The following is a 26,003-nucleotide window of genomic DNA, read 5'->3' on the forward strand; positions in this document are numbered from 1 at the left end:
GGTAGAAAATATTATATGCAAAAAATCTTCCCAGTACTTGTTTCACTGCTCCTGGTTTCTTTTTCCGGTATGGCCAATTTGATCAGGGGAACGATCCTTTCTGAAGAAACCGGCGACCTGATAACCGGCGCTGTGATCCGGATTGAAGGAACTAAATACCAGGCAGTTTCAGGTCTCGACGGAAGTTTTGCTATCAAAGACATTCCTGCGGGGGAATACACGCTGATTGTTTCCATGGTTGGTTTTCATAGCGAATCAAAACTGATCAGGATTGACAAGGCGCAACTGACAGTTGATATTGAACTCAAAACCGCGAGAACAGCCCTGGGCGAGGTCACCGTAACCGGTTCAAAAAACGGGGATGGCAATGCCCGGAACCGGGAAAGGGTCGCCAGTAATGTCATGAATATCGTGTCTGCCAGAACCATTGAAATTTCCCCCGACCTTACTGTTGCTAATGTGATCCAACGGGTTTCAGGCATTACAGTAGAAAGGAACAATACCGGCGACGGACAGTATGCTTTGCTAAGGGGAATGGACAAGCGCTATAATTACACATTGATCAATGGAGTAAAAATTCCCAGTCCGGATAATAAAAACCGCTTCGTGCCGCTTGATATTTTTCCGGCCGAAATGCTGGAAAGGCTGGAAGTATCCAAATCCCTTACCCCCGATATGGAAGGAGATGGCATCGGTGGAGCCGTGAACCTGGTCATGAAAGACGCTCCCGAAAAACTGCAGCTATCGGCCAATATTGCAACCGGCGTCAATACCCTATTCTTCGACAGGCCATTTCGTACATACAATAAAGGACTCCGGGAATCCAAATCTCCTTATGAGGTCCTGGGAAGCGCCTATCCTGCAAAACCCAGGGATTTTAATCCCGATTACCTGAACCCCAAAGACGCATCGTTCAGGCCGAATATCTATGCGGGTGTTTCTGCTGGTCAGCGATTTCTCAAAAACAAACTGGGCGTGCTGGTAGCCGGCACTTACCAGAACAGCCTGAGAGGTAGCAACAGTACAGATTTTCCCTATACAACAGCTACCAGCGATGCCTCCAATCTTCCGGTGCTGACAGCCGTGAACGACCGGCAATTCTCAGAAGAACAAGTACGGGCCGGTGTCCATGCCAGACTGGATTACCGCTTTTCTCCCAACCACCAGCTCCAATGGTACAATGCCCTGCTCGACTTCACTAATGCACAGGTGCGGGAGGAACGAAAAACTGATTTCTCCATCGGCTATAACCCTGCCGAAGGAAGTTATAACCTGTCATACGATACACGTCTTCGCTTCACGCATCAGCAAATTGTCAACAGCACATTAAAAGGAATTCATCATTTTTTGGGAAATAAGCTAGTGGCCGACTGGTCGGCTGTGTATTCGAAAGCCACGAACGAAGTACCGGATAATGCATCTGTACACCTGGTTACAACAGTCAAAAACAATGTTGAAAATCCCCGGTCGGTAGTTACCCTGGGAGGTGCCGAAAGAAGATGGGAACACAATACAGATGAAGACAAAGCCGGCTACCTCAATATCAGTTATCACCTAAATAACAAGCCGTTTTCGCCGGTTATAGCTGCTGGTGGTATGTACCGGGATAAACAAAGGGCAAACTTTTTTAACCAGTACGACTTCCGGCCGCTCGATGAATCCAAACCTGTCGGTCAACAAAACAACCTGATAGAAGGTACTGACTGGACAAAATTCAGTGATATCAAATTCATGGTTTTTACGCCTAATGGTTCCGTAGGAAATCCCCTGAACTACGATGCCGCCGAAAAAGTTGCTGCAGGTTATCTGCAGGGCAAGATCACTACCGGGAAATTCGAAGTACTGGCAGGCGCCAGGCTGGAGCATACCAACCAAAGTTACCTGCTCAAATTCCCCACAGCAGGCGTAAAAAATGAAAGCGAACAAAACTATACAGATGTACTTCCCGCTCTGCATTTTAAACTGAAACTGACGCCGGCAAAAAGCATCAGAGCCTCCTATTATAAAGCCATCAACCGTCCGGGATTTTTTGAGATCGTACCGTATCGCATCATCAATGAAGAATTTGTAGAAGCCGGTAATCCTGAGCTGAAGCACACCGTAGCAGATAATATTGATGTGCGTTACGAAATGTTCCCTAACCGTACAGAGCAGCTAATGATAGGAGCATTCTACAAAAAGATCAAAGATCCTATTGAATATGGGATGGTGTTGCAGGGACAAGGCTCTTTTTACATGCCGAATAACTATGGGAATGCCACCAACTATGGCGCTGAGCTTGATTTCACCAAATACATCTATTCATTCGGGATCAAGTTGAACTATACTTATACCAATTCGTCCATCACCACTCCTAAACTCTACTATTACAACAATCCTGATCCTCAGGCAACCGATAAGGTATTGCTGAAAAATGTAGATCAAACCAGAAGGTTGACGGGCCAGGCAGCACATGTAGCCAACTTCACCCTGCTTTACAAAAGTATCAAACAAGGATTCGACGGGCAAATCTCGCTGGCCTATACCGGCGACAGGCTCTATGCTGTTTCAAGATATCTCGACAACGATCTGTGGCAGGGAGGATTCGTACAACTCGATCTTTCTGCAGAAAAAAAATTATCAAAAAGGTACGTGCTCTTTCTGAAAGCCACCAACCTGTTGAACACTCCGGTGAAATTGTACATCAAAAAATCAAACCCCGTAAACAACAATGCAGCGGGATATGAAAGCTTCAGGAATGGAACCATGACCAGAAAAGATCAGTACGGCCAGACCCTGATTATCGGATGCCGATTCAAATTTTAATTTATATACAATGGAAACAACCGTTTTTAAGGTGAACAACATGTCATCCAGATTCATGCTTGTTCTTGCCGCCTTTTTATTATTGGTAACAACCGCCTGTAAAAAGGAATCAGGCGATAAATCAGTACGGGGTATCACCCTTACCAAAACTTCGCTGACCCTTAAACCCAGCGCCACAGAGACCCTCGCTTACACCATCTTCCCGGAAGATGCGAGTAACAAAAATGTAAGTTGGGTATCCTCTGACAGTACTATTGCCAAGGTTGATGGAAATGGCGTTGTAACGGCCGTTAAGCCCGGAAGCGCTACCATTACCGTTACTACGGAAAACGGGAATGAAAAAGCTACCTGTGCAGTGACCGTTGTTCAGAACGATGCCAAAAGCGTGTCTGGTGCAGTAGAAGGTGTCTGGTCAAAATATTCCGTAGTGAATGTAACCGGGCAGATCAGCATTCCGGCCGGGAAAACCCTCACCATTGAAGAAGGGGTGGAAGTGATTGTAAACACTGCCGGACAGGACCCCAACAATACCAAGATCGAAATGATCGTAAATGGCAATCTGTATGTTCAGGGCACGCCCACTTCTCCGGTGCTTATTTCGGTATCAGCTGCAGAAAGAACAGCGGCTAATACCTTTAAACGCTTATGGGGCGGCATCATTGGCTCAGGTACCTGCAGTGAGATCATATTAGACAATGCCATCGTAGAGTACACCGGTGCAGTAACTACTGCTACCTCGCCATCTGTTGTTGCCGGTTTATTTAAAGCAGGCGGTGGTGAAGGTATGGTGGCCTTCAATACTAACAACCCGCAGGGAAAATATGTAGTAAAGAACAGTGTATTCCGCAATACCGGTGAAGATGCGATCTATGTGCAGGGCGGAAGTTGTATTTTCATCAATAACACTTTTTATGCCGTCGGCGAAGCAGGTGGAGAAGCCATCAACGTGAAAGCAGGCTGCAAAGTAGACGCAGCTTACAACCTGATGTATAGCCCCAATACCAATGGTTTCAAATTGTCCAATTCAGGTGCAGATGGTGGTGCGCGCTTCCAGGCTCAGATCAATGCTTACAACAATACCATCATCAATGCCGGTTGGAGAAGGGATCCCAATAAACCCAAGGGTGGCTCTATCTGGGGTGAAGCTGGTTGTTTGATCAACGTTTACAATAACCTGATCGTAAATAGTATGTTCCGTGCCAAAGCGCCCGGTTGGGGTGTCAACGGTACTACTGGCCCGGACCTGAACAGTAAGATGAACAATAACTTTTATGCGTCTGGTCCCCAGCAAAGCACCGTTCCGCAGCATATCACAAATGGAACCATCACTGCCTACGACGGTTTTAAAGCAGGGGTGAGCGACGCTGTATATTCTGCTAACGATATTGCAGGCACAGCCGTAAACGATAAGAACCCCAATTTTGAGAACTATCCGTTTGCTACAGACCCTTTATTAAACTTTACCTATAATACCAGTTGGGATTTTCACCTGAAAGCGGGATCTCCGGCACTAACGGGCGGCAAAACTGATTTTACGCCCTACTTCAGCACTACCGGTATTTCAGTGAATGGTAAAACTTATAAATCACCTGTACCTGCCGCGTATATCGGAGCATTTGGTACAAAATAATATTGGATGAAAAGAGACAAATGGGTTGCAGGTGTTTTAATACTTACAGTGTTCTCATGTCATACACAGCAAACGGCATCAACATTAGCTGCCAAGCCGGATCAAAGGGAAGTAAAACCGCTGTTCATTACAGAGAAGGTGGCGTATGATTCGGATGATCCGGCTGTATGGGTCAACCGGCAAGCCCCATCCCAAAGCCTGATCATTGGCACCGACAAAGACATCAACGGAGCGGTATATGTATTTGACCTCACCGGAAAGATCATAAAGGAGAAAACCGTAAAAGGTCTGAAGCGCCCCAATAATGTTGATATCGAATATTCACTGCTGTTGAATGGCAAACCGGTTGATATCGCCGTGGTTACGGAACGGTTTACCCATAAGCTGCGCGTATTTACGCTGCCAGACATGAAAGCGGTTGATAACGGCGGGCTCGACATGTTCGTTGGTGATGATCAGCCGGAATTCCGGGACCTGATGGGGATCGCTCTGTATCGCGACAAATCGGGAAAGGTATTCGCATTTGTAGGCAGAAAGACAGGCCCGCCAGAAGGTTACCTGGGGCAATATCTGCTGGAAGATGATGGAACAGGGCATGTTAAAGCAAGCCTGGTTCGGAAATTCGGCAGCTTCAGTGGTAAAAAAGAAATTGAAGCCATTGCTGTAGATGATGCACTGGGGTATGTGTATTATTCGGATGAAGGCGTGGGGGTAAAACAGTACTATGCCGATGCTGATAAAGGAAACGAGCAACTGTCGATCTTTGGTACCAGTGGATTTTCAGCCGATCATGAAGGTATTTCCATTTACCCGCTAACAGATTCAACCGGTTATATCCTGGTATCGGATCAGGGCGCCAACCGATTCCGGATATTTAGCCGGGAAGGAAAATCAACTCCTTATGATCATCCCTTGCTGAAAACGGTTAACGTTCGTGCAAGACAAAGTGATGGATCGGAAGTGGTTGCCCTGCCATTGGGTACCAATTTCCCTAAAGGGTTATTTGTGGCGATGAGCACTGACAGAACGTTCCATTTGTATAAGTGGGAGGATATTGCGGGAACTGAGTTGTCAGCAATCCCATGATCAGAAGCCTTTCGTATTGAAAAAAGGAACACAAGGCCAGTGCTTTGTGTTCCTTTTTTTATTTCTCTACTTCATTCAAAAAACGGCATCCCCGGTAATGCATACTTCTTCATGCCTGCTTCATTGATCTCTACGCCAATACCCGGTTTCTCCGACACCGTTATAAAACTGTTGTTCACCCACTCCCCATCATAAGTGACAATTTCCTTAAACATGGGCTGGGTATGAAAATAAGACTGCCATTCCAGGATCATAAAATTGGGCACGGATGCGCATACATGCGCTGAAGCCATAGCACCCAGGAACGATGCCACCATATGCGGCGCAAAGGGTACATAATATAAATTGGCCAGGTTGGCAATGCGCTGCCCCTCGCCCAACCCACCGCATTTCTGCAGATCGGGCATAACAATATCAACCGCACCAATCTCCAGCATTCTTCTGAAGCCGTAAGCCAGGTACTGGTTCTCACCCACACAAATGGGCGTACTGGTTGAATCGGAGATCAGTTTATAAGCTTCCACATTTTCAGCAGGCACCGGTTCTTCAAGCCACATCAGGTTCAGGGACTCCAGTCTTTTTGCAATGGCATGGCCGGTCACCGCATCGTACCGCCCATGCATATCGGCACAGATATCGATTGTTGGCCCTACTGCTTCCCTGGCTGCGGACAATTGATCGTACATGCGTTGCAGTTCGGCCGGACTGGCCGTCCAGTTATACCGGTCGTATTTATTAGGATCGTTCGCCTGATCAAGATCGAACTTGATGGCATTAAACCCCATTGATTTTGCCTTTTTTGCCGCCTCGGCAAAATCTGCCGGTGTTGGCAGGTTCTGCTGATACAAAGCTGTATCGCAATACACACGCACCTTATCGCGAAACTTACCTCCCAGCAACTGATACACCGGTAACTGCAATGCTTTCCCCGCCAGGTCCCACAAGGCAGTTTCTATGGCCGATAAAACCGCCACATACATGCCAGCCTGTGCACCCTGAAAAAAACCTGACTTGCGAATATCTTCAAACAGGCGGTGCACATTCAACGGACTCTTCCCTTTTATCCGTTCCCCGAAATTTTTTACCAGGTGATATGTGCCGGGAATGGCATCCACACCTTCCCCACAGCCCCAGAGATCCTGGTTGGTATATATTTTTACAAACAGGCTTCCCCTGATAAATCCGCACTTTATATCGGTGATCTTCAGATTCGCGGGCGGCGACGCTTTTGGCGTTTTGTCCACGGCCTGTTCGTATCCACGGCCAAAGGTGGCTAATGGCGACATAGCGGCCGCTATGGCAGCCTTTGTTATAAACGATCGTCTTGAATTATTTGTGGTCATTTTCTTTATTTTATGAAATCGTACAAGTGAATGGCGAACGATAAGTCGAGAATCAGTTACCGGTTGCCAGGTCCCGGTTGCCGGGGTTCATATTGCAGAAGTCTGATTGTTTTTTGTATTTCCCGGTAACCGGAAACTGGTAACCTGAAACTTGTATCTTGTAACCTGAAACCTGTATCCTGAAACCTGCAACGGTATCTTTACCACGTCCTTCCTTTTAAGAACTCCTGGATCTGACTTTTAGAAACCGGCAACTCATTGATATGCTCATTGAGCCATTTGGAGAAATCCTTTTCTATTTCGTCGCTCCAGCGGGTATCGATCTGTCCCGGGGTATATTTTCCTTCGCGCAATCGCTGATGCCCGAACAGATCACGCAATCGAACGATCTCTGAAGTCTTTACTACTTTTTCAGCGAGGTGTGGAGGAATAAAGACCACGCCGCCATCACGGCCCAGCACCACATCACCCGGCATTACGGTTGCCTTACCTATACGGGTAGGTGTATTGATGCCAACCAATGTAGTATTCAATTCTCCATCCGGATTATTCAGGTGATGGGAAGGATGATAACTGCGAAAAAACGAAGTGAAGGAACCGATCTCTTTTAATCCTTTTATGTCGCGAATGGCGCCATCATAAACAATTCCATTCCCAGTTTTGGCAAATATCGAATTGCCCAGGTTATCGCCTATGGTAGGACCATCTTCATAAGCATCGAACTGATCAACCACATACACATCCCGCTTTACCAGCAGATCGATAGGCCAGGAGTTTTGCGATTTCACCCGTTTATCACGCACCCCGAATTTGTCTATTACGCGATGGATATCGGGACGACCCGGCATAAAGATAGCGGTGACGGCACGGCCTACCAGCACACTGTCGGGGTTGATCGTTTTCCATTCACCATCATATTGATGTTTGTAATTCTCATTCCGTAACACCGCCCAGGCTTCCTCCAACGTTACCAGCTTCATGCGATCGAGAATGCTGTCGGGCACCTTCGGCCTTCCATCGACAAACCTTTCCCCTTTCCATTCGGGTGTTAGTGCAATCAATTGATCCTGGGAGATCTGTTGAGAGAAACAGGTGGTGTACAGGAGAATTAGTAATATTATTAAGCTATTCTTTTTCATATGTGAATTTTAATACTGCTAAAAGCAAATACAGGTTTAATGTTGAAAGTTTAAAGTTGAAAGAAATACACTTCTGCGCAGCCCTCCTATGCCAAGGCTTCGGCGGGCGAAGAAAACAAAGAACAAAGAACTAAGACCTTGAAACCCGGAACTTTAAACTTTAAACTTTGAACTTTCAACTTGATTTAGGCGGATGGTTATGCCACCAACTGGCCAATGAAGAGCCTGAGATATTCATTACCGGTCCAAAAATAGCAGGGGCCAGACCGGCAGTAGCCAGCTTACCCATTGCCAATGCAAGACCCGAAGCAAGTCCGGCGTTCTGCATACCTACTTCCAGGGCAATGGTGCGGCAATCGCGTTCATGAAACTGCAACAGGCGGGCCGACCAGTACCCCAGAACATATCCCAGCACGTTATGAAGGATAGTGGCTATCAGTAATAAAATACCAACCTGTAACAGGTTATCCCGGCCGGCAGCAGTAATTACAACCAGGATCAGGGCAATACCTGCCATCGATACCAGCGGCATGGCTTTGTCGAGCCATTTGAATTTGCCCCGAACGAGGTAATGAAAGGCGAGCCCCGCAGCAACCGGAATGATCACGATCTTGGTAATATCCCAGGCCATGCTCCAGAAATCGATAACCACAAAACTGCCGCCCAGCAAGCGCATCAACAAGGGCGTTAAAAAGGGGGCGAGCATGGTAGAGATGGTGGTAACTGATACCGATAACGCGAGGTTACCTTTTGCGAGGTAACACATAACATTGGAGGCTAATCCGCTGGGGCAACAACCCACCAGTATAATACCGGCGGCAATTTCATTGGGAAAATTGAACAGGCTGGCGAGTGTAAACCCCACCAACGGCATAATCATATAATGACAAACCACCCCCACAATGATGCCTTTAGGCATACGAACCACATTGGCAAAATCTTTCAAACTCAATTCCGTTCCCATACCAAACATGATGAGTTGTAATAGCGGAATGATCAGGGTCGACAGTTTAAAGTCGCCGATGGTTTTAAAATACTGCGGATAATACATGGCCAAACTCACCACCGCCATAATCACCAGGGTGAAAGAAAGCCCTTTTAATAATGGATGATACCGGAATGCCATGGCCAGAAAGATAAAGAACCACAGCAACAACCAGCCGCACCAGCGCCCCTGATGCAGCAGCGTCATGATGAGATACACGATCAAAAAAACAGCAGACAATCCATATAAAATAGCAGGTCGTTTCATGTAGCGGTTTTATGGGTTTGCGAATGGCATCAGCTCCACAGCCTGTCGTGCGAACGCACATCATTCCAGTCAGGAGTTGGCGCGAAATAGGTTTTATTAGTGGGGATCAGGTGTTTTTTGATCTCTTCTTCCACCAGCTCAATGCCCAAACCCGGTGTCATCAGCGGCACATTCGCATACCCTTTTTCGAATAGCTTGCGACCATCAGTAGTTTTTACCAGACCTGCCCACCAGTCATTGTCAAGGGAGTGGTGTTCCAGCGCCAGGAAGTTTTGCGTGGCAGCAGCGCAATGCACATTGGCCATAAACGAAACCGGACTGCCGGCAAAATGCATGGCCATGGCCACGCCTTTTTCCTCTGCATAATCACCAATCCGTTTTGTTTCCAGAATACCGCCGGCTGTAGCCAGATCGGGATGTACAATATCAACCGCACCGGCATCTATCAATGGTTTGAACCCGTTTAGCAGGTAAATATCTTCACCGGTCAATACAGGTGTTTCCAATGCATCGGCCATTTTTCTGTATTGATCGGTAAACTCCCAGGGAACCATATCTTCCAGCCAGGCCAGGCGGAAGGGCTCTACTTTCTTACCCCAGCGAATGGCATTGTTCAGATCGAAGTGTCCGTAATGGTCACTCGAAATAGGGATCTCGTAACCGACTACCGAACGCACATCGCTTACGATCTGCGCCATACCGTCCAGTCCTTTTTCGGTGATCTGAATGGCGGTGAAGGGATGTTTGGTATTGGCGTAATCCATATAACCACCGTTCCACTGCGCCAGGTTGCTGCCCCAGTATTTGCTGTTCACCAATGCGCCTTCATTATTTTTAACTTCCCCAATGGAAATATCCATCTTCAGCCAGGTCATTCCCTGTTCTTCCAGGCGGTGTTTGATCCTGGCTTTGAATTCATCGAAAGTGGGTGCTTCCGGCGTATCGGCATACATCCTTACTTTATCGCGATACCGGCCGCCTAACAATTGCCATACCGGAACATTGTAAGCTTTGCCGCACAGATCCCACAGGGCCATCTCCACCGCACAAACACCACCACCCTGCCGGGCATGTCCACCAAACTGGCGGACCGTTTTGAACAACATCTCTACGTTACAGGGATTCTGGCCCAGGATGCGGCTTTTCAACATCAACGCATACCGTTCATCGGCGCCATCACGAACTTCACCCAACCCATAAATGCCCTGGTTGGTATCGATGCGAATGATCGGCGTACGGCCCACGTTTTGGATAATACAATACCGCATATCGGTGATCTTTAATTCACTTGGATTGGAATAACGACTGACCTTTTGCGTGGTTTTCGCCAGGATCTCTTCAATGGGCCACAAAGCGCTGGCGCCGCCAAGCGCAATACCACCCAGTGTGGATCGTTTTAAAAACGAACGCCGGCTGTTGTGCGCCTCTCCATTATCTTTATTATCCGCTTCCGGTTGCGGGTCCTTTAAACCGAGTTTGGTTAGAAACTGCTGAGATGGTGTCATAGTTTTATTTTTTAATTGTAGTATTGTTTCCTCTATGAGGCCGAAATAGGAAGTAAGAGGTAGGAAATAGGAGATCTTCATACTTCTGTCTTCATACTTCTTACTTCCTTAATCACCAGGTACGATCTTTCATAAACTGATCCAACTCCTGCCGGGTCATTGGCAACTTATCAGCATTCGCATCCAGCCATTTCAGAAAATCCTGTTTAATGGCATCGGTCCATTGCGTGTCTATTTGTCCCGGAGTGTATTTTCCTTCGCGTAAACGCTGATGGCCAAACTGGTCACGCAGGGAAATAAACTCGGCATTCAGCACCACTTCTTCCAACAGGTGCGCAGGAATAAAAACAACACCGCCTTTTTTTGCTAAGATGGCATCACCAGGCAAAACCGTAGCCCGGCCAATCCGGACCGGCACATTGATACCGCCCAGCATCATCTGTTGGATATAAGAAGGATCGTAGCCTTTGATCCAGGCATTGAAGCCTTTTATATCTCCCAGTCCTTCCATATCGCGTACGGAGCCATAGAAGATCACCCCGCGGCCGGATTTGGCGTAAATGGCATTGCCCAGGTTATCACCGATCAGCGTACCATCCACCACCTTTCCATAACTATCGGCTACATAGATATCGCCATTCTTTAGTACATCGATTGGCCAGGAGTTGGGCGCGCCAATACGGCCTTCGCTTTTTCCTTTGTCTTTTACGAGTTTATCTACATCGGGGCGCAGGGGCCAGTATTGAGCCGTAACAGCCCGGCCGGTCATGGCGGAATCATCTTCCAATACCATCCAGTCCCCTTCGAACTGGTTCATAAATCCTTTGTTGCGTAAAATGCCCCAGGCTTCTTCGAGGTGCACCGCTTTCAGGCGCTGCAGTAATTTGTCAGACACATGTGGCCGCCCATCGGCAGAACGTTCGCCCTTCCACTCGGGAGTGAGCGCTTTTATCTGTTCCGGGGTCAATGTAATTTGCTGGGCGCGGAGGTTTGTACTTAGAATCAGACTTAATAATAAAAGACAACATTTATTCATATAGCATTTCGTTTTATTAGTTTCCGATGTAGGACGTAAGAAGTAGGAAGAACCCTATTTTCGAAATCTCTGTCTTACTTCTTACCTCTTAATTCTTACCTCTTACTTTTTACCTCCTGCTTCACCTTCTTATTTCCTCTAACTTTACTTTCTTTTGCCGGAGCCTCTGTAATAACGTACTTCTGTTGTAAAGAACTAATCGCCTCAAACTCCTCCGCCAGCTTTACGCTCAACTTTTCATAAATAGTAAAGTAATCCGCATATACCGCATGGTGTTGTTTATTCGGTTTGTATACATCGGGCAATTCAACGGTTTGGGCTGCTTCATCAAGTGATTTATAAATACCCATTTCCGTAGCGCTTAACAAATAGGCGCCAAAACTTACGCTGTGGTATTGTTGCCGAACCCGAACAGGTTTATTGAACATATCGGCGATCATTTGCGTACAAAAAGGAATGGTACCAAAACTGCCATTCACCGACAGGCTTTTTATATTCCGTTGTTCACCCAGCGTTTTACCAATACTATATATTTCGTACAGGATCCCTTCTATGGTTGCGCGGATAAAATGTTTGCGTTCATGTTTGATGTTCAGCCCAAAATACATACCCCGCGCATTGGCATTCCAGATAGGCGCGCGTTCACCCAATAAATAAGGCAGGAACAACAACCCATCCGATCCCCGGGGCACCTTGGAAGCTTCTTCAATGAGTTGTTGTAAACTGTTCTCCATATCAAAGGGATTGGTGAACTCTCCAAACTGGCGGCTGAACCATTCAAAAATATTTCCGCCATTGTTGGTTGGTCCGCCGGAGACGTAACAATCATCGGTAAGCAGGTAGTTGAAGAAACGCATTTGTTCATCTTTCAACACGGTGGGGCCCATTACGCGTACAGCGCCGCTGTCTTCAATGGTGATGGTGGCTTTACCAATGCCTTTCACGCCATCACCCAGGGTTGCCAGACAACCGTCACTGGAGCCCAGTAAGATCTTTGTTTCGGGTGGCAATCGCAGCGATTGCTGATAGGCTTTTTTTAGTTTGCCGGCAGAAGTGAAAACAGGAGCCACATCGGGCAGACGTGCAGCTGTAATGCCGGCATATTGCAGGGCATCTGCCTCCCAGGTAACGGTATGAATATTCAACAAACCGGTAGCCGAGGCAATGCTGTAATCCATTTTGTATTCACCGGTCAATTGATGAATGATATAGCTTTTTATGGACAGGAATTTACTGGCCAGCCGGAAACGATCTTTATCACGGTTTTTCATCCACGCTATTTTAACCAGTGGCGACATGGGATGTATGGGGGTGCCCGTAGCGGCATACAGGCTTTTTCCCAGCGGGGAGCAACGCAATTCCTGCGCTTCTTTTTTGGCCCGGTTATCGGCCCAGGTAATGGCATTGCCAAGCGGATTGCCGTATTTATCAACTGCCAGCACGCTGTGCATGGACGCGCTGAAACAAATGCAGGCTACCGTATATTTTTTCGGAGGTATGTATTCATTCAATAAATTCTTCAGCACATACAGCGTGGTAATAAATATCTGTTCCGGGTCCTGCTCGCTGTGGTCGGGTTCTGTATGAAATGTAGGAAAATAACCCTTCATCGAACCGATGACGCGGCCGCTGAGGTTGAAGGCAAATACCCGCACCCCATTTGTTCCTAACTCAATTGTAATGATGCATTTCATGTTTATAATAGTTATTTATTACGCAAATGGTTTTTTCTAAACTCACTGGGCCGGTAGCCGGTCAGCTTTTTAAACGTGGTGGAAAAATGTTGCGAGGAATAGAACCCCGTATCCAGCGCTATGTCGGTCACGGTTATATCCGGCCGTTTTAATAGTTTGATGGCCTCGGATATGCGAATATTGATCAGGTAATTGATGGGTGAAAAACCCGAATAACTTTTCACCTTTTCGGTGAACAAGGTAGTACCCATGCCCACCAGGGCGGCCATTTCTTCCACAGTCCATTGATGCGCCAGGTCCTGGCGCAACACCTCCTCCAGGTGCATAAATGTTTTTGGGAAGTCGCGGTTGGCATGACTTTGTTTGGTCATTTTACGGGCCACCTGTATCAACAGTTCATCCAGCTGGTGATTGATGCTTGCCTGGTAGCCCACTTCGTTGCCAAACAATTCGGCATGAATGCATTTAAGGATCTTGCCCACTTCACTGAACCGCGATAAAACCGGCAAACTGTTCAACAACAGGGTTTTGCCAATAGCGGCTGCTTCGCTTTCAGACAGGCCGCTCCACTTACCAGGCTGTATATGCCCGTTATCGAGCCGGTGCAGGGCCAGCTGGATCCAGGTATAGGAACCGATCTCCAGCACGCCATTGTCGCTGCCAAAGGGCGTACCGGGCAGTATCAGCGCCACATCGCCAGGATAATATATATATGACTGGTGATTGATGCGCCATTCGAACCGCCCTTCTATTATATAATAGATGCGTAAACCTTCTGTTAAAGTGGTGAAAAATGCGTTGAGCTGTATAGAGCCATTCTTCTTTATGCCCAGCTCCTGGATATGCGGGAACAAAAGCAGTTCTGCCGATTTACCATGTTGTAGCACGAATTGATTCATATGGCTTTATGTACTTAGCTTTGGCGCAATCGCTAACCGTTAGGAAGCGTATATAAAATAAAGGAATTTCCCGCTCCTGCATGTACAAAATTCAACACTGTTTTATTTTGGAAGTTTTTACCCGTAATACCGGATAATTTGTTCTTTCAACGATTACTCACCAAAACAACTTGCCGGTATGAAAAATTACTCCCACGGCAGGCCACCCCGTTATGCCGGACTGTGGCTGCTCTGCATTTTTCATTTACTCCTTTCCGTTACCCATGCTCAAACAATTACAGGAACAGTGTCAGATGAAAAAGGTACGAAGTTGTCACGGGTCTCCATAATGATAAAGGGTTCTTCATTGGGGACTACTACCGATAACGATGGCAAATACAGCATTTCCGCGCCGGGCAATGCCTCCCTCGTTTTTAGTGCGGTAGGCTATAAAAATACGGAAGTAGCCATTGATGGCCGCATCGTTATTAATATTTCCCTTACGGTCGACAACCAGAACCTGGGCGAGGTGATCGTAACAGCCCTGGGCATAAAAAAACAGGCCCGAAGCCTGGGCTATTCGGCCACCAGCGTAAAACCAGAAGAGCTGAGCGTGAACCGTACCAGCAATGTGATGAATGCCTTACAGGGAAAAGTAGCCGGCGTAAACATCTCTTCCCTGGGAACCGGCCCGGGCGGTACTTCCAAGATCCGGATCCGCGGCCAGTCTTCCATTTCCGGACAAAACAACCCACTGATCGTTATTAATGGCGTACCGGTTGACAATACCAACTTTAACGACAACACCATAAATGTAAAAGGCGGTGGGGTATATGCCGATGGCGGGGATGGGTTGTCGAGCATCAACCCCGATGATATCGAAAGCATGACCGTGCTGAAGGGAGCGCCCGCATCGGCCCTGTATGGTTCCCGCGCCAAAGACGGGGTGATCATGATCACGACAAAAACGAAAGGAAAAACAAAAGGAATTGGAGTCTCCTATAATTTAAATTATACCAATGATACCCCGCTCGATTATACCGATTATCAAAACGAATATGGCCAGGGCGAGGGCGGGGTTCGCCCCACCACCCCAGATCCTACTTCGGGTGAATGGTCATTTGGCGAGAAGTTCGCGCCCGGTATGACGCAAATCCTGTTCAATAACCTTACTGTTCCCTACGAACCACAGGACAGCCGCATCAAAAATTTCTACCGCCATGGCCAGAATATTTCAAACACCCTGGCTTTCGAAAGCAGTAACGACAAAGGCGGCATGCGCCTGTCTCTCAACAATACCCAGAACAATGGCATTGTGCCTAATAACTCGTTCAACCGCAAATCGATGAACCTGGGATATAGTTATAATCTGACTGAAAAGTTCATCCTGGCAGGCAACATCAACTACTCGCGGGAGATCAATAAAAACCCGCCAAATATTGCCAACCAGGACAACTCCATACCCACTACCCTAATGGCCTTATCAACCTCAATGCCTCTGCATATACTGGATGAAAATAAATACAATGCACAGGGCAACGAGTACGGCTGGTCGAGGTTCACCAACCGTACCAATCCTTACTGGGTGTTGGCAGAACAATTTCACAATATCAAACGCGACCGGCTTTTTGGCAACGTAACCCTGAAGTATAATCTGTTGTCGTGGCTGAGTGTACAGGGGCGTTTTGGCCAGGATTACTGGTCGCGCGATGAAGATGTAAATAACTTCCCCACCGGACAGAACTCCCGTGCAGCCGCTCTTCCCGGTTTTGTAAATGGCGTGTACACACAGGAATCCCGGCGCTTCCGCGAAACCAACCTCGATTTCCTGGTGAATGCCAACAGGAAATTCGGCATCATGGAAGTGAACCTGAATGCCGGTGGCAACCGCATGCGCAAACGGTCAGACATCAACAACGTGGTGGTTACCGATTTCATCACCCGTGGCATCTACACCGTACAGAATGGCCGTGGCAAAGACCCTGTATACACGCGCATAGAACAAGGTGTGAATTCTTTGTATAGCTCCGCTGAATTGAATTTCAAACAAACCTTTTATTTAACCGGAACCGTGCGTAACGACTGGTTCAGCACCCTGGCTCCGGTTAACAGAAGTATCCTGTATCCATCCGTATCGGGCAGCTATGTTTTCTCTGAACACCTGCAGAATGTAAACTGGCTGAATTTTGGTAAACTGCGGTTAGGCTATGCAGAGGTAGGCAGTGATGGCGATGTGCCCCCCTATTCAGACCAGTTATTCTATAGTCCAAACGCAAATTTCGTAAGCAACCCCAATGGGCAACAGGTACCGGTTGGCACCAGCAACATCAGTAACAATGCCACCGGTACTACCCTTCCCAATCCCAGTCTGAAACCCAGCCGGGTAGCCGAAACGGAAGTGGGCCTCGAAATGCGCATGTTCAATAACCGCATTAACATTGATCTGGCTGCTTATCGAAAGATCACCAAAGACCAGATCGTTCTGGTACAGATCTCCGACGCATCCGGCTATCTCAATACGCCCATTAACAGTGGCAAAAGCCGTAACTATGGCTTTGAAGCCCAATTGAACCTGGTACCCGTAAGGACCCTAAATACAACCTGGGAATTCACCGCCAACACGTCGTACAACATCACCAAAGTACTGAGCATTATCAGCGACAAACCGGGTGAACGCATTACTACCGGTACGCATGTGTTCAACGGGGAAACCCGCCATGTAGTGGGTCAGGAAATGGGCCAGATCGCCGGTTATGGTTACGCACGGGATGCAAAAGGACAAATGATCTTTCAATCGAACGGGTTACCGCAGCGCACATCCGATTTTGTGTTATTTGGCAGCGGTTTGCCTAAATGGGTAGGCGGCTTTCTGAATACGGTAAATTATAAAGGTATCAACTTCACCGTGTTTATCGATTACAAACTGGGCAACAAGATGCTGTCTGGCACCAACTTCAATGCCGTACGGCACGGCCTGCATAAAATGACATTGCAAGGCCGGGAAGGTGGCGTAATAGGCTCCGGTGTGGATGCCAACGGCAATCCCAACACCGCGGTACAGACGGTACAAACTTATTGGGAACACCTGCGTACGCAACAAATTATAGAACCGGTTATTTATAACGGCGGGTATTGGAAGGTGCGTCAGCTCTCTTTAGGATATGATTTCACCAAACATGTTCCGGTTAAATGGCCCATCAAAGGCGTTAAGCTCGATTTTGTAGCCAACAATGTGTTGCTGATCAAGAAATGGGTAGATAATATCGATCCCGAAACATTTGGTTTTGGCTCCGATAACCAGGTTGGTCTGGAATCACCCGGTTTGCCTACTACCCGCAGCCTTGGCCTGAATTTAAACATTAAATTCTAACACCTTACTGTCATGAAAAAGATTGTCAACCATATATTGATCATCGCACTGCTGTATAGCGCAGCTTCCTGTGAAAAGAACCTGTCGAAACTGAATGTAAATGAAACAAACAGCACTACGTTAGATCCGGCGTTGTTGCTGAACCAGGCAATTGTCAACACTTCTTTTCCGGTGAAATCACTGGTCTTTGACCTGGGCATTGTACAACAAATGGTATCGCCCAATGGCGGGGTGTTGGCCGGCGCCAATTTCAACCAGGACAGCCGCGATGTGACCACGGCCCCTTTGTGGACGGCCTATTATCAAAGCGTGATAAAAAACACCTACGATGCGTTGGCAAAATCAAAAGACCTTGCCACCCGCACCAATATGTACAACATGGGGCGTATCTACCAGTCGTATGTGTTTATGATCCTCACCGATGAATTTGGTGAGGTCCCCTACTTGCAAGGGGGCGCCGGACTGGCAGAACATATTATGTTCCCTAAATATGATCGCCAGCAGGATATTTATCCAAAACTCATCCAGGAATTGACCGAAGCCGCTGCTGCGTTAACCACTACCAGCACGATTGAAACCGGTGATATGTTGTACGCTGGCGATGTGGCCAGGTGGAAAAAATTTGCTTACTCCCTGTTGCTGCGTGCCGGTATGCGGTTGAGTAAAATTGATCCGGCCAAAGCACAAAGTACGGTGCAGGCAGCCGTGGCCGGCGGCGTCATAACCGCCAATACCGACAATGCCTTTATTCGCCACGACGCCAATTTCAACCAACCGATAGGTAATACACTCAATGGCAGTGAGGCGGCCAACTTTTACCTCACCAAACCATTTGTTGACCAATTGAAGAACAACAACGATCCGCGGCTGCAAGCCATTGCCATTCGTTATGTAGGCGCCACAGGCAGCACAACACAAACCGTAGCAGTTGGTACTACCGACCCCACTAAACAGATGGGCATGCCCATGGGAAAAGACAATGGTACTATTGTAGCGCAGGCCAGGGCCGACGGCCTCGCCAGTTTTTATGATTACAGTCAGGCCGACCGCCGCCGTATAGTAAAAGTATCGTCACCAGTGTTCCTTATCACCGCGGCGCAAACCAATCTTTTATTGGCGGAAGCCCGCTTCCGGGGCTGGATAACTTCAGGCAGCGCTGCCCAGTATTTTTCCGATGGTATAAAAGCACATATGGACCAAATGGCATCTTACGACGCCAATTCCGCCATTGCTGCTACAGCCCGCGACACCTATATAACCGCCAACCCGCTTACCGCCGGTACAGAACTGGAACAGATCAATACCCAATATTGGATCGCTTCGTTTTTGAACGGACCCGAAGCTTTTGCTAACTTTAGACGCAGCGGCTTCCCGGCATTGACACCCAATCCCTACGGACAGCCCAATAATCCCGATGTACCCAATGGCACATTTATCAGGCGCCTCACCTATCCTACTTCAGAACTGAGTGTGAATACGGAAAATGTAAATGAAGCCATTGGCCGGCAGGGACCGGATAAGCTGAGTACACGGGTGTGGTGGGATAAACCTTAAAGTTTTAAGTTCAAAGTTTAAAGTTTTAAGTTCAAAGTTCTTAGTTTTTGGGTTCGTAGGTTATGAGGTTTCTGAGTTTTGAGTTCTTTGTTCTTTGTTCTTTGTTCTTTGTTGCCGCAACGCGGTGTATTTGCTTATAGCTTATGGCTGGCCCTGTATATCACGAATTACTATAAATAACAACAATGAGCGACCGTAAATTAAGGAGCAGCGATTGGTTTGGCCGATCAGACAAGATGGGTTTTGTACACCGGTCATGGTTTCATACACAGGGATATCCAGACGATTATTTCGTGGACAAACCTGTGATCGGTATTTGTAATACGTGGAGCGAGTTGACGCCCTGTAACCAACACCTGCGCGACCTGGCAGAGATAGTAAAACGCGGGGTGATAGAAGCAGGTGGGTTTCCACTGGAGTTTCCCGTTACCTCGCTGGGCGAAACCGTGATGCGTCCCACTACCATGTTGTTCCGTAACCTGGCCAGTATGGATGTGGAAGAAAGCATTCGCGCGAATCCCATCGATGGCGTGGTACTGCTCACCGGTTGTGATAAAACCACTCCTTCTACTATAATGGGTGCATGTAGTGTAGACCTGCCCACCATCGTAGTGCCCGGTGGTCCTATGCTGAACGGTCGCTTTCGTGGTGAATGTATTGGCAGCGGTTCTTTTAACTGGCTTATCAAAGAAAAACAAGGGGTAGAAAATTACACCGAACAGGATATTCATGAAGTGGAAACCGGCGTTGCCCGTAGCCAGGGTCATTGCATGACTATGGGTACCGCCAGTTCCATGGCCTGCATGGCCGAAGCGCTCGGGCTCACGCTTCCCGGTATGGCTGCGATTCCCGCTGTAGATGCCCGTAAAAAACAATTCGCACAACTGAGCGGCCGCCGTATTGTAGAGATGGTGAAAGAAGATCTGAAGATCTCCCGCATCCTTACCCGTGCTGCTTTTGAAAATGCCATTGTTATTAATTCGGCAATAGGCGGGTCAAGCAATTTCATTATTCATCTGCTGGCTATTGCAGGTCGGCTGGGCGTGCCCTTAACACTCGAAGATTTTGATACCATCGGCAGCAAAGTGCCCTTATTACTGAACCTGAAACCATCGGGCAAATACCTGATGGAAGACTTTTATTATGCCGGCGGGCTACCGGTGATCATTCGCGAAATGCAATCGTACCTGCACAACAATGCCCTTACGGTAAACGGTAAAAGTATCAGTGACAATTGCGCCGTTTCCCCCTGTTATAATACCGATGTAATTGCCACGGCACAACAACCGCTTCAACAGGCAGCCGGCATGGCCGTGTTAAAAGGCAATTTGAGCCAGGATGGCGCCGTCATAAAACCTTCCGCAGCTTCACCGCATTTATTGAAACACCGGGGGCGCGCCGTGGTATTTGAAAACATAGAAGATTATCATGCCCGTATAGACGATCCCAACCTGGATATAGATGAACATTGCGTGATCGTACTAAAAGGTGTTGGCCCGGTAGGGTATCCAGGTATGCCCGAAGTAGGCAATGTGGACCTGCCCATGAAACTGCTGCAAAAAGGCATCAAAGACATGGTACGCATTTCCGACGGGCGTATGAGCGGCACCGCGGGCGGAACGGTGATATTACATGTGTCGCCCGAATCATCGATAGGCGGCGTACTGGCACTGGTTCAAAACGGCGATATGATTGAACTGGATATTACAGCCAGAAAACTGCACCTGGATGTGCCCGAGGAAGAGCTGACAGCACGCAAAGCACGCTGGCAGCCACCGGCCCCTATGGCAACCCGTGGTTATGTAAAGTTTTATATCGATCATGTGCAACAGGCACACCTCGGCGCCGATCTGGATGTATTAAGGGGCGGAAGCGGGTCTGATGTTGTACGGGATTTGCATTAGTTCAACAACTTAAACCGTTTAAATGGCTTCCCCTTTCTTCTTAACCAGGCATGGTAACAGCTGGGGATATCGCATTCCGGTTTGGGCAACAGGGAACTGATGATGATCCTGTCTATTTGGGAGATCAATCCGTTTATTAGACAAATGCGGAATAACACCACCGGTTCATAACCAGCCAACAAAATGGTAAAAGTGATCAGCAAATTGATCCCCCATAATTTCGACAACCAGTTATGCGCACAACCGCTTTTTCTGAACTTAACAAAATTGATGAGGTCTGACACCGGTTCCAGTATAAATAACACGATGATAAAATAAAGATGGTCTTGTATCAGCTTGCCATTCAACAACCAGATGCTAACACCGGCGGCCAGCCAGAATACAATATCAACATTGGCATCCCATTTTCGCAGGCTGTTACTGGCCACACCGAGGTTGCGGGCAATGATGCCGTCAAAGATATCAGAAATCATGGCCGCCCATAAACAGGCAACCAGGAACCAGCCGCTTTGATGGGTTTGCAGTGTCCAGGTAATCATAACCGGCGCCAGCAACAAGCGAAATATGACCAGCGACCAGGGAATGGCCTTTTTTATTTTTTCCAAGCGTTCTTATTTATTAATTGTAAAAAGATAAAACCGATAATAAAGAACACACTCAATGTAGCCACACTCGCGCGCATGGAGCCAGTTACATATTCTATCCAGCCAAACAGGAAAGTACCGATCACCACACCCATTTTATCAAGCACATCATACAAACTGAAGTAAGTGGCATACTCATCTTTTTCGTCCTGTATCAGGGCTGCAAACGCCGATCGCGACAGGGCCTGGGTTCCACCCATCACCAACCCCACCAGCACCGCCATTATATAGAACTGTGCGATACTTTGTATGGAATAGGCGATAAAACAAACCAGCACCCACATCAGGACCGCCGTTTTTACCGAAAAAATGTTATTGACCTTTTTGGCAATGAACAAAAACACATACGACCCAATGATGGCCACCAATTGCAAAATCAGGATTACACCAATGAGGTGGGCTGTTTTTAAATTCAACGTTTTGGTAGCAAACACACTCGACATCCCCATAATGGTAGTAAGCCCCATATCATAGAAGAAAAAGGCCAGCAGAAAAACAGCAATAGCCTTGTGCCCGCGTGCACGTTGAAAAGCTTTATAAATGCGGGAATAAGACTGTATTATTGTTTGTCCGGTTATTTTATGTTCCTTCCAGTCAGCCGGCAATCCTTTGATGGAATAGCACGCAAAACCAAGCCACCAGATGCCGATAAATACAAAGGATATCCGAACGGGAATATATTGATCGATCTGCTCCGGCGTAAACCCAAGGTGTGCCGCAAACTGGATCACCAGCAAACATATAACCAGGGCGATCATGCCACCCAGATAACCCCAGGCAAAACCTTTTGCACTCACGGTATCGTATTGATCGGGTGTGGTAATTTCAGGAATATAGGCATTGTAAAACACAACTCCCAAACTATAACAAACACTGGAGACTATAAAGAGACCGGTAATAAGCGCCATTTGACCGCTCGTTGAAAAGAAAAGAAAGAGGCAACTCACCGAGCCTGCGTAAGAGAAAAAACGCATGAAAAGCTTCTTGCGTCCTGTATAATCGGCAATGGACCCAAACAAAGGGCTCAGGAACAGCAACAGCAACGAGGCTAAAGAATACATGTACGCATACAGTACAGAGTTGCTGATGTTATGCCACCACGCGTTTTTGCCTGCCGGCGGGTTCAAACTTAAAAAATAACTGGGAAAAATAGCCGAGGTGATCACCAGTGAATAACTCGAATTAGCCCAGTCATACCAACACCAGGCGTTGACGGTTTTATTGTTAGGCTGCAGGGGCATGCAACAAACATAATCAAGAAAAAGGGCTATCCATAACCGCGTGGATAGCCCTCTTTCATTTTAACATATCTTTTACTTTATTCAATCAGCATTGTCTTCACAAATACCGGCTCACCGGTAACCACATCTACAGCTTTAACTATATAGTTACCACGGGCAGCAATATGGAATGTTTTTACAGCACCGGGCAATACCCTTTCTTCTTTACCAACCAGGCTGCCATCTATGCGGTATACCCGAACAATCACCGGTTGTTTAATATCGGACAGCAATACATTGAATTGTCCTTTTGACGGAACAGGCCAGAGTCTGGCATGGGCATTCATTTCTTCTTCTGTTGCAATGCGGGCAGCCGTGCTGTCTTTTTCACGTTTTACCAGTGAAGGATCCAGGCTGCTGGCAATACGAATAGTTTGCGTGAGGGTGCTGCCTTCGGCATCGCGTACCGTAAAGGTGACGGCAGAGAATCCAATGCCCAATGGAATAAAGAACAGCTTTCCCTGAACACAATGCACCTGCACCGCAAATCCCTTCGATACTTTATCGATGGTATACGTGGGCGCATTGGTATAGCCGGCAGTAAGCGCTGCCAGATCGATCTTCAATAACCGGAAGGGCTGAGTGAAATAATGCGGACCTCCCGTGAATTCGAGGAAATCTTCCATTTCGGTAAAACCATCCTTATCGCGGTCGGTATTGGCATCTGAAAAATCACCGGGCGTTGAATGCGTGCTTAAACGCTTTAAACGCTCCCACCAGTCGGGCAGGCCATCGTTATCGGCATCCCATTCGGGTGCGCGGTGTTCTTCGGGATAGTTTTCCCAGCCGCCCACATCATTTTGATTATCGGGCAATCCGGGCAAACCACTCACACTGCCGCGATAGGTAAAGGTGCCGGTAACCGTTTCATGGATCACGCGGATATCGTGGCTGTCGATGAGGGGCTGGTTGGCGCCTACATTCGACAGTACGTTCTTGTACGCATTTGTAGCAGTTTGCGTAGTAACATACGGTACAAAAAATGGCGTATCTACAAAGGTTTCATAATTGATGATCTCGCCACCGGAAATGGTGGTATTGCGACCTTGCGTTTGCGTGTTCTCATCCCAACGGCCGGGCATTACATTGCCGGCAAAATAAGCCTGTTGTGTTCCAATGCCAATACCTTCGTGCTGCATGGTCAACGCTACAAATTTGTGCGAAGCAGCACCGGGTTTATAATAATTATTTACAAAGTTCACCTGGTGCGCGCCGCCATCGGTTGTACGCCCACCCCAGTTGTACACCACATTGTTCCGGATATCGAGCTTGCTCGCATATACGTTGTTTCCATCCAATCCACCACCCATACTCCAGTTACGGCCTTCGCAATGCGCCAGCAGGTTGTGGTGGAAACTGCCTACTTCGCCGCCAATAGTAGCCGCATAGCCATGGGCAGTACCGGGCGGATAGTTCTTATGACCGGCTACATTCAACGCTTCTGCCAGCATGGTGCGTTGCAGGGTGATGTTCTTCGCCGTTCTTGAACTGAAAGATTCATCCATCGTCCAGCTTACGGAGCAATTATCCATAATACAATGGTTACCGATCAGCCCGGTACCATCACTGGTAACCGGACCGCCTATCCGCACCCGCATGTGCCGGATGATGAGGTCATTGCCACCGGTGCCAAAAGGCGCGCCCCTCAGGCAAATACCTTTACCAGGGGCTGTTTGTCCGGCCACGGTAACATAGCTGCTGCTAAGCGTAAGGCGGCTGTTGAGGGTGATCAAACCCGATACATCAAACACAATGGTACGCGGGCCAATATCATTGGTGATGGCTTCGCGGAAACTACCCGGGCCATCGTCATTCAAATTGGTTACATGTACCACCTTACCAAAACGGCCACCCCGGGCAAAACGGCCATACCCTTCGGCATCGCTGAACGCAAGGTGCCGCGTGCGGTAATACCAAACGTTTCCATGTGTAATATTGCCATCAGCGTCTTCTTCATCAACGCGCCAGAAGTAGGTCAGCTTGCTGTCCTGGTGCTGAGCCAGAAAGCTGGCCGTTGTTACCCGGCCCTTGTCCAGGGCTGAACCAGGCAATGCGCTGGCTACCGATGCGGAATCGTTGCCATAATACAAATGGCTGGCCACCGCATTGGGCGCATTCACCCAGGTAAGGGTTATCCGGCCGCTATCTGCATTCACATGTTCTTCTGTACTGGCAGGAAACGGCTGCCGGGCCTGGTATTGCGGATTAACGGTATTGATCTCGATACCATTAATAAGAAAACTTTTGTTACTGGCGCCGCTGGTACTATCGCCAACAAACAACATCACCACATCCTGGCCGGCTGTTACATCTGCATACACGTAAGAGATGGCCGATTTTGACGGAACCAGCTCCCGTACTGTTTGTGGCAGGTTGTCGTACTTCTGTACGCCATCGAGGTAAATATCCAGCGGAGCAAATGTATTGGTAGCCGGATTGTCGACATGGTTGTGATACGTTAGAATGCTGTGTCGCCCCGTAGGCAAACCACTGATACGCATTTCAATCTGCTGACCGGCCTGCGCTCCATCTACATAAATACCATCGCCTACCAGCCGGGCCAGGTTGGGCAATTGCACATTGGCTTTGTTCCAGGTGGCCCGTAACATGGTACCATAAGGGCCTTTTCGAATAAGGGTGATCTGCACGCCGCTGTCTAACGCCAGGGTGAGGGTGTCCCTGGTAGTGGGGGCTGTAGTCCAGGGCGTATACCCCGGCTCATTTACTTCCGCCAGCTGGCGGCCCGACATGTTACAATCAATTTTAAAAACAGGCGTTTGTGCGTGTACAACAATGAATGAGCAGGCGGCAATAAGCAATAACAATGCGTACCGAACTTTCGATACCGCTTTCTGGGTAAGTCATAAACAAGATTTAATCGTT

The 26,003-nt window shown here is 47.9% G+C and carries 16 protein-coding genes; 6 read left to right on the plus strand and 10 right to left on the minus strand.

All coding sequences use genetic code 11. From position 1 onward, the window contains the following. The first annotated feature begins 15 nt into the window (after positions 1–15). Genes BMX95_RS18500 through BMX95_RS18510 form a run of 3 tightly spaced genes read left to right on the plus strand, consistent with a single transcriptional unit; the run spans position 16 to position 5,521 of the window. Entirely contained in the window at positions 16–2,805 is a 2,790-nt protein-coding gene (locus tag BMX95_RS18500; protein ID WP_081202554.1) for a TonB-dependent receptor, read from the plus strand. Between the two features lie 10 nt (positions 2,806–2,815). After that, positions 2,816–4,435 carry an Ig-like domain-containing protein gene (locus BMX95_RS18505; RefSeq protein ID WP_081202553.1) on the plus strand — a complete coding sequence of 540 codons (1,620 nt, stop codon included), beginning with the start codon at positions 2,816–2,818 and terminating at the stop codon, positions 4,433–4,435. Positions 4,436–4,441: 6 nt separating this feature from the next. After that, positions 4,442–5,521 (plus strand): phytase, encoded by a 1,080-nt coding sequence (locus BMX95_RS18510; RefSeq protein ID WP_081202552.1) that lies wholly within the window; start codon positions 4,442–4,444, stop codon positions 5,519–5,521. 71 nt (positions 5,522–5,592) lie between these two features. Here the strand turns inward: BMX95_RS18510 and BMX95_RS18515 are convergent, their stop codons facing one another. The 7 genes from BMX95_RS18515 to BMX95_RS18545 all read right to left on the minus strand — a co-directional run bounded on the left by BMX95_RS18515 (position 5,593) and on the right by BMX95_RS18545 (position 14,389). Then, positions 5,593–6,864, minus strand: a complete 1,272-nt coding sequence (locus BMX95_RS18515; RefSeq protein ID WP_081202551.1) for a mandelate racemase/muconate lactonizing enzyme family protein — start codon at positions 6,862–6,864, stop codon at positions 5,593–5,595. Positions 6,865–7,064: 200 nt separating this feature from the next. After that, positions 7,065–8,003: an RraA family protein gene (locus BMX95_RS18520; protein ID WP_081202550.1), complete on the minus strand. Its 939-nt coding sequence runs from the start codon at positions 8,001–8,003 to the stop codon at positions 7,065–7,067. A 175-nt stretch (positions 8,004–8,178) separates the two neighbouring features. Further along, entirely contained in the window at positions 8,179–9,255 is a 1,077-nt protein-coding gene (locus BMX95_RS18525) for a bile acid:sodium symporter family protein (RefSeq protein ID WP_081202549.1), read from the minus strand. Positions 9,256–9,284: 29 nt separating this feature from the next. Beyond that, positions 9,285–10,760: a mandelate racemase/muconate lactonizing enzyme family protein gene (locus tag BMX95_RS18530; protein ID WP_081202548.1), complete on the minus strand. Its 1,476-nt coding sequence runs from the start codon at positions 10,758–10,760 to the stop codon at positions 9,285–9,287. A 112-nt stretch (positions 10,761–10,872) separates the two neighbouring features. Next, entirely contained in the window at positions 10,873–11,796 is a 924-nt protein-coding gene (locus tag BMX95_RS18535; protein ID WP_081202547.1) for an RraA family protein, read from the minus strand. 95 nt (positions 11,797–11,891) lie between these two features. After that, positions 11,892–13,490, minus strand: a complete 1,599-nt coding sequence (locus BMX95_RS18540; protein WP_081202546.1) for a gluconokinase — start codon at positions 13,488–13,490, stop codon at positions 11,892–11,894. A gap of 11 nt (positions 13,491–13,501) precedes the next feature. After that, positions 13,502–14,389, minus strand: coding sequence for a helix-turn-helix transcriptional regulator (locus BMX95_RS18545; RefSeq protein ID WP_081202545.1), 888 nt, complete (start codon positions 14,387–14,389; stop codon positions 13,502–13,504). 178 nt (positions 14,390–14,567) lie between these two features. Between BMX95_RS18545 and BMX95_RS18550 the strand changes: the two genes are divergently transcribed. The 3 genes from BMX95_RS18550 (at position 14,568) to BMX95_RS18560 (ending at position 21,196) form a co-directional block, all read left to right on the plus strand. After that, positions 14,568–17,738 carry a SusC/RagA family TonB-linked outer membrane protein gene (locus BMX95_RS18550; protein WP_081202544.1) on the plus strand — a complete coding sequence of 1,057 codons (3,171 nt, stop codon included), beginning with the start codon at positions 14,568–14,570 and terminating at the stop codon, positions 17,736–17,738. 12 nt (positions 17,739–17,750) lie between these two features. Then, positions 17,751–19,292, plus strand: a complete 1,542-nt coding sequence (locus BMX95_RS18555) for a SusD/RagB family nutrient-binding outer membrane lipoprotein (RefSeq protein ID WP_081202543.1) — start codon at positions 17,751–17,753, stop codon at positions 19,290–19,292. 185 nt (positions 19,293–19,477) lie between these two features. Then, complete coding sequence (locus BMX95_RS18560; protein ID WP_081202542.1) at positions 19,478–21,196, plus strand: IlvD/Edd family dehydratase; 1,719 nt, start codon at positions 19,478–19,480, stop codon at positions 21,194–21,196. On the opposite strand, the gene BMX95_RS18565 is transcribed toward BMX95_RS18560, so the two are convergent. The 3 genes from BMX95_RS18565 to BMX95_RS18575 all read right to left on the minus strand — a co-directional run bounded on the left by BMX95_RS18565 (position 21,193) and on the right by BMX95_RS18575 (position 25,870). Further along, on the minus strand, positions 21,193–21,801 hold the full coding sequence (locus tag BMX95_RS18565) for a CDP-alcohol phosphatidyltransferase family protein (RefSeq protein WP_081202541.1): 609 nt from the start codon (positions 21,799–21,801) through the stop codon (positions 21,193–21,195). The genes BMX95_RS18560 and BMX95_RS18565 overlap by 4 nt on opposite strands. Further along, the gene (locus tag BMX95_RS18570) at positions 21,789–23,081 is read right to left on the minus strand and encodes an MFS transporter (RefSeq protein ID WP_081202540.1); all 1,293 of its coding nucleotides are present in this window, start codon (positions 23,079–23,081) and stop codon (positions 21,789–21,791) included. The genes BMX95_RS18565 and BMX95_RS18570 overlap by 13 nt, the downstream gene beginning before the upstream one ends. Before the next feature lie 77 nt (positions 23,082–23,158). Continuing rightward, positions 23,159–25,870, minus strand: a complete 2,712-nt coding sequence (locus tag BMX95_RS18575; protein ID WP_090519511.1) for a hypothetical protein — start codon at positions 25,868–25,870, stop codon at positions 23,159–23,161. Positions 25,871–26,003 lie beyond the last annotated feature (133 nt).

Source organism: Niastella yeongjuensis, from assembly GCF_900110245.1.
GTDB lineage: Bacteria > Bacteroidota > Bacteroidia > Chitinophagales > Chitinophagaceae > Niastella > Niastella yeongjuensis.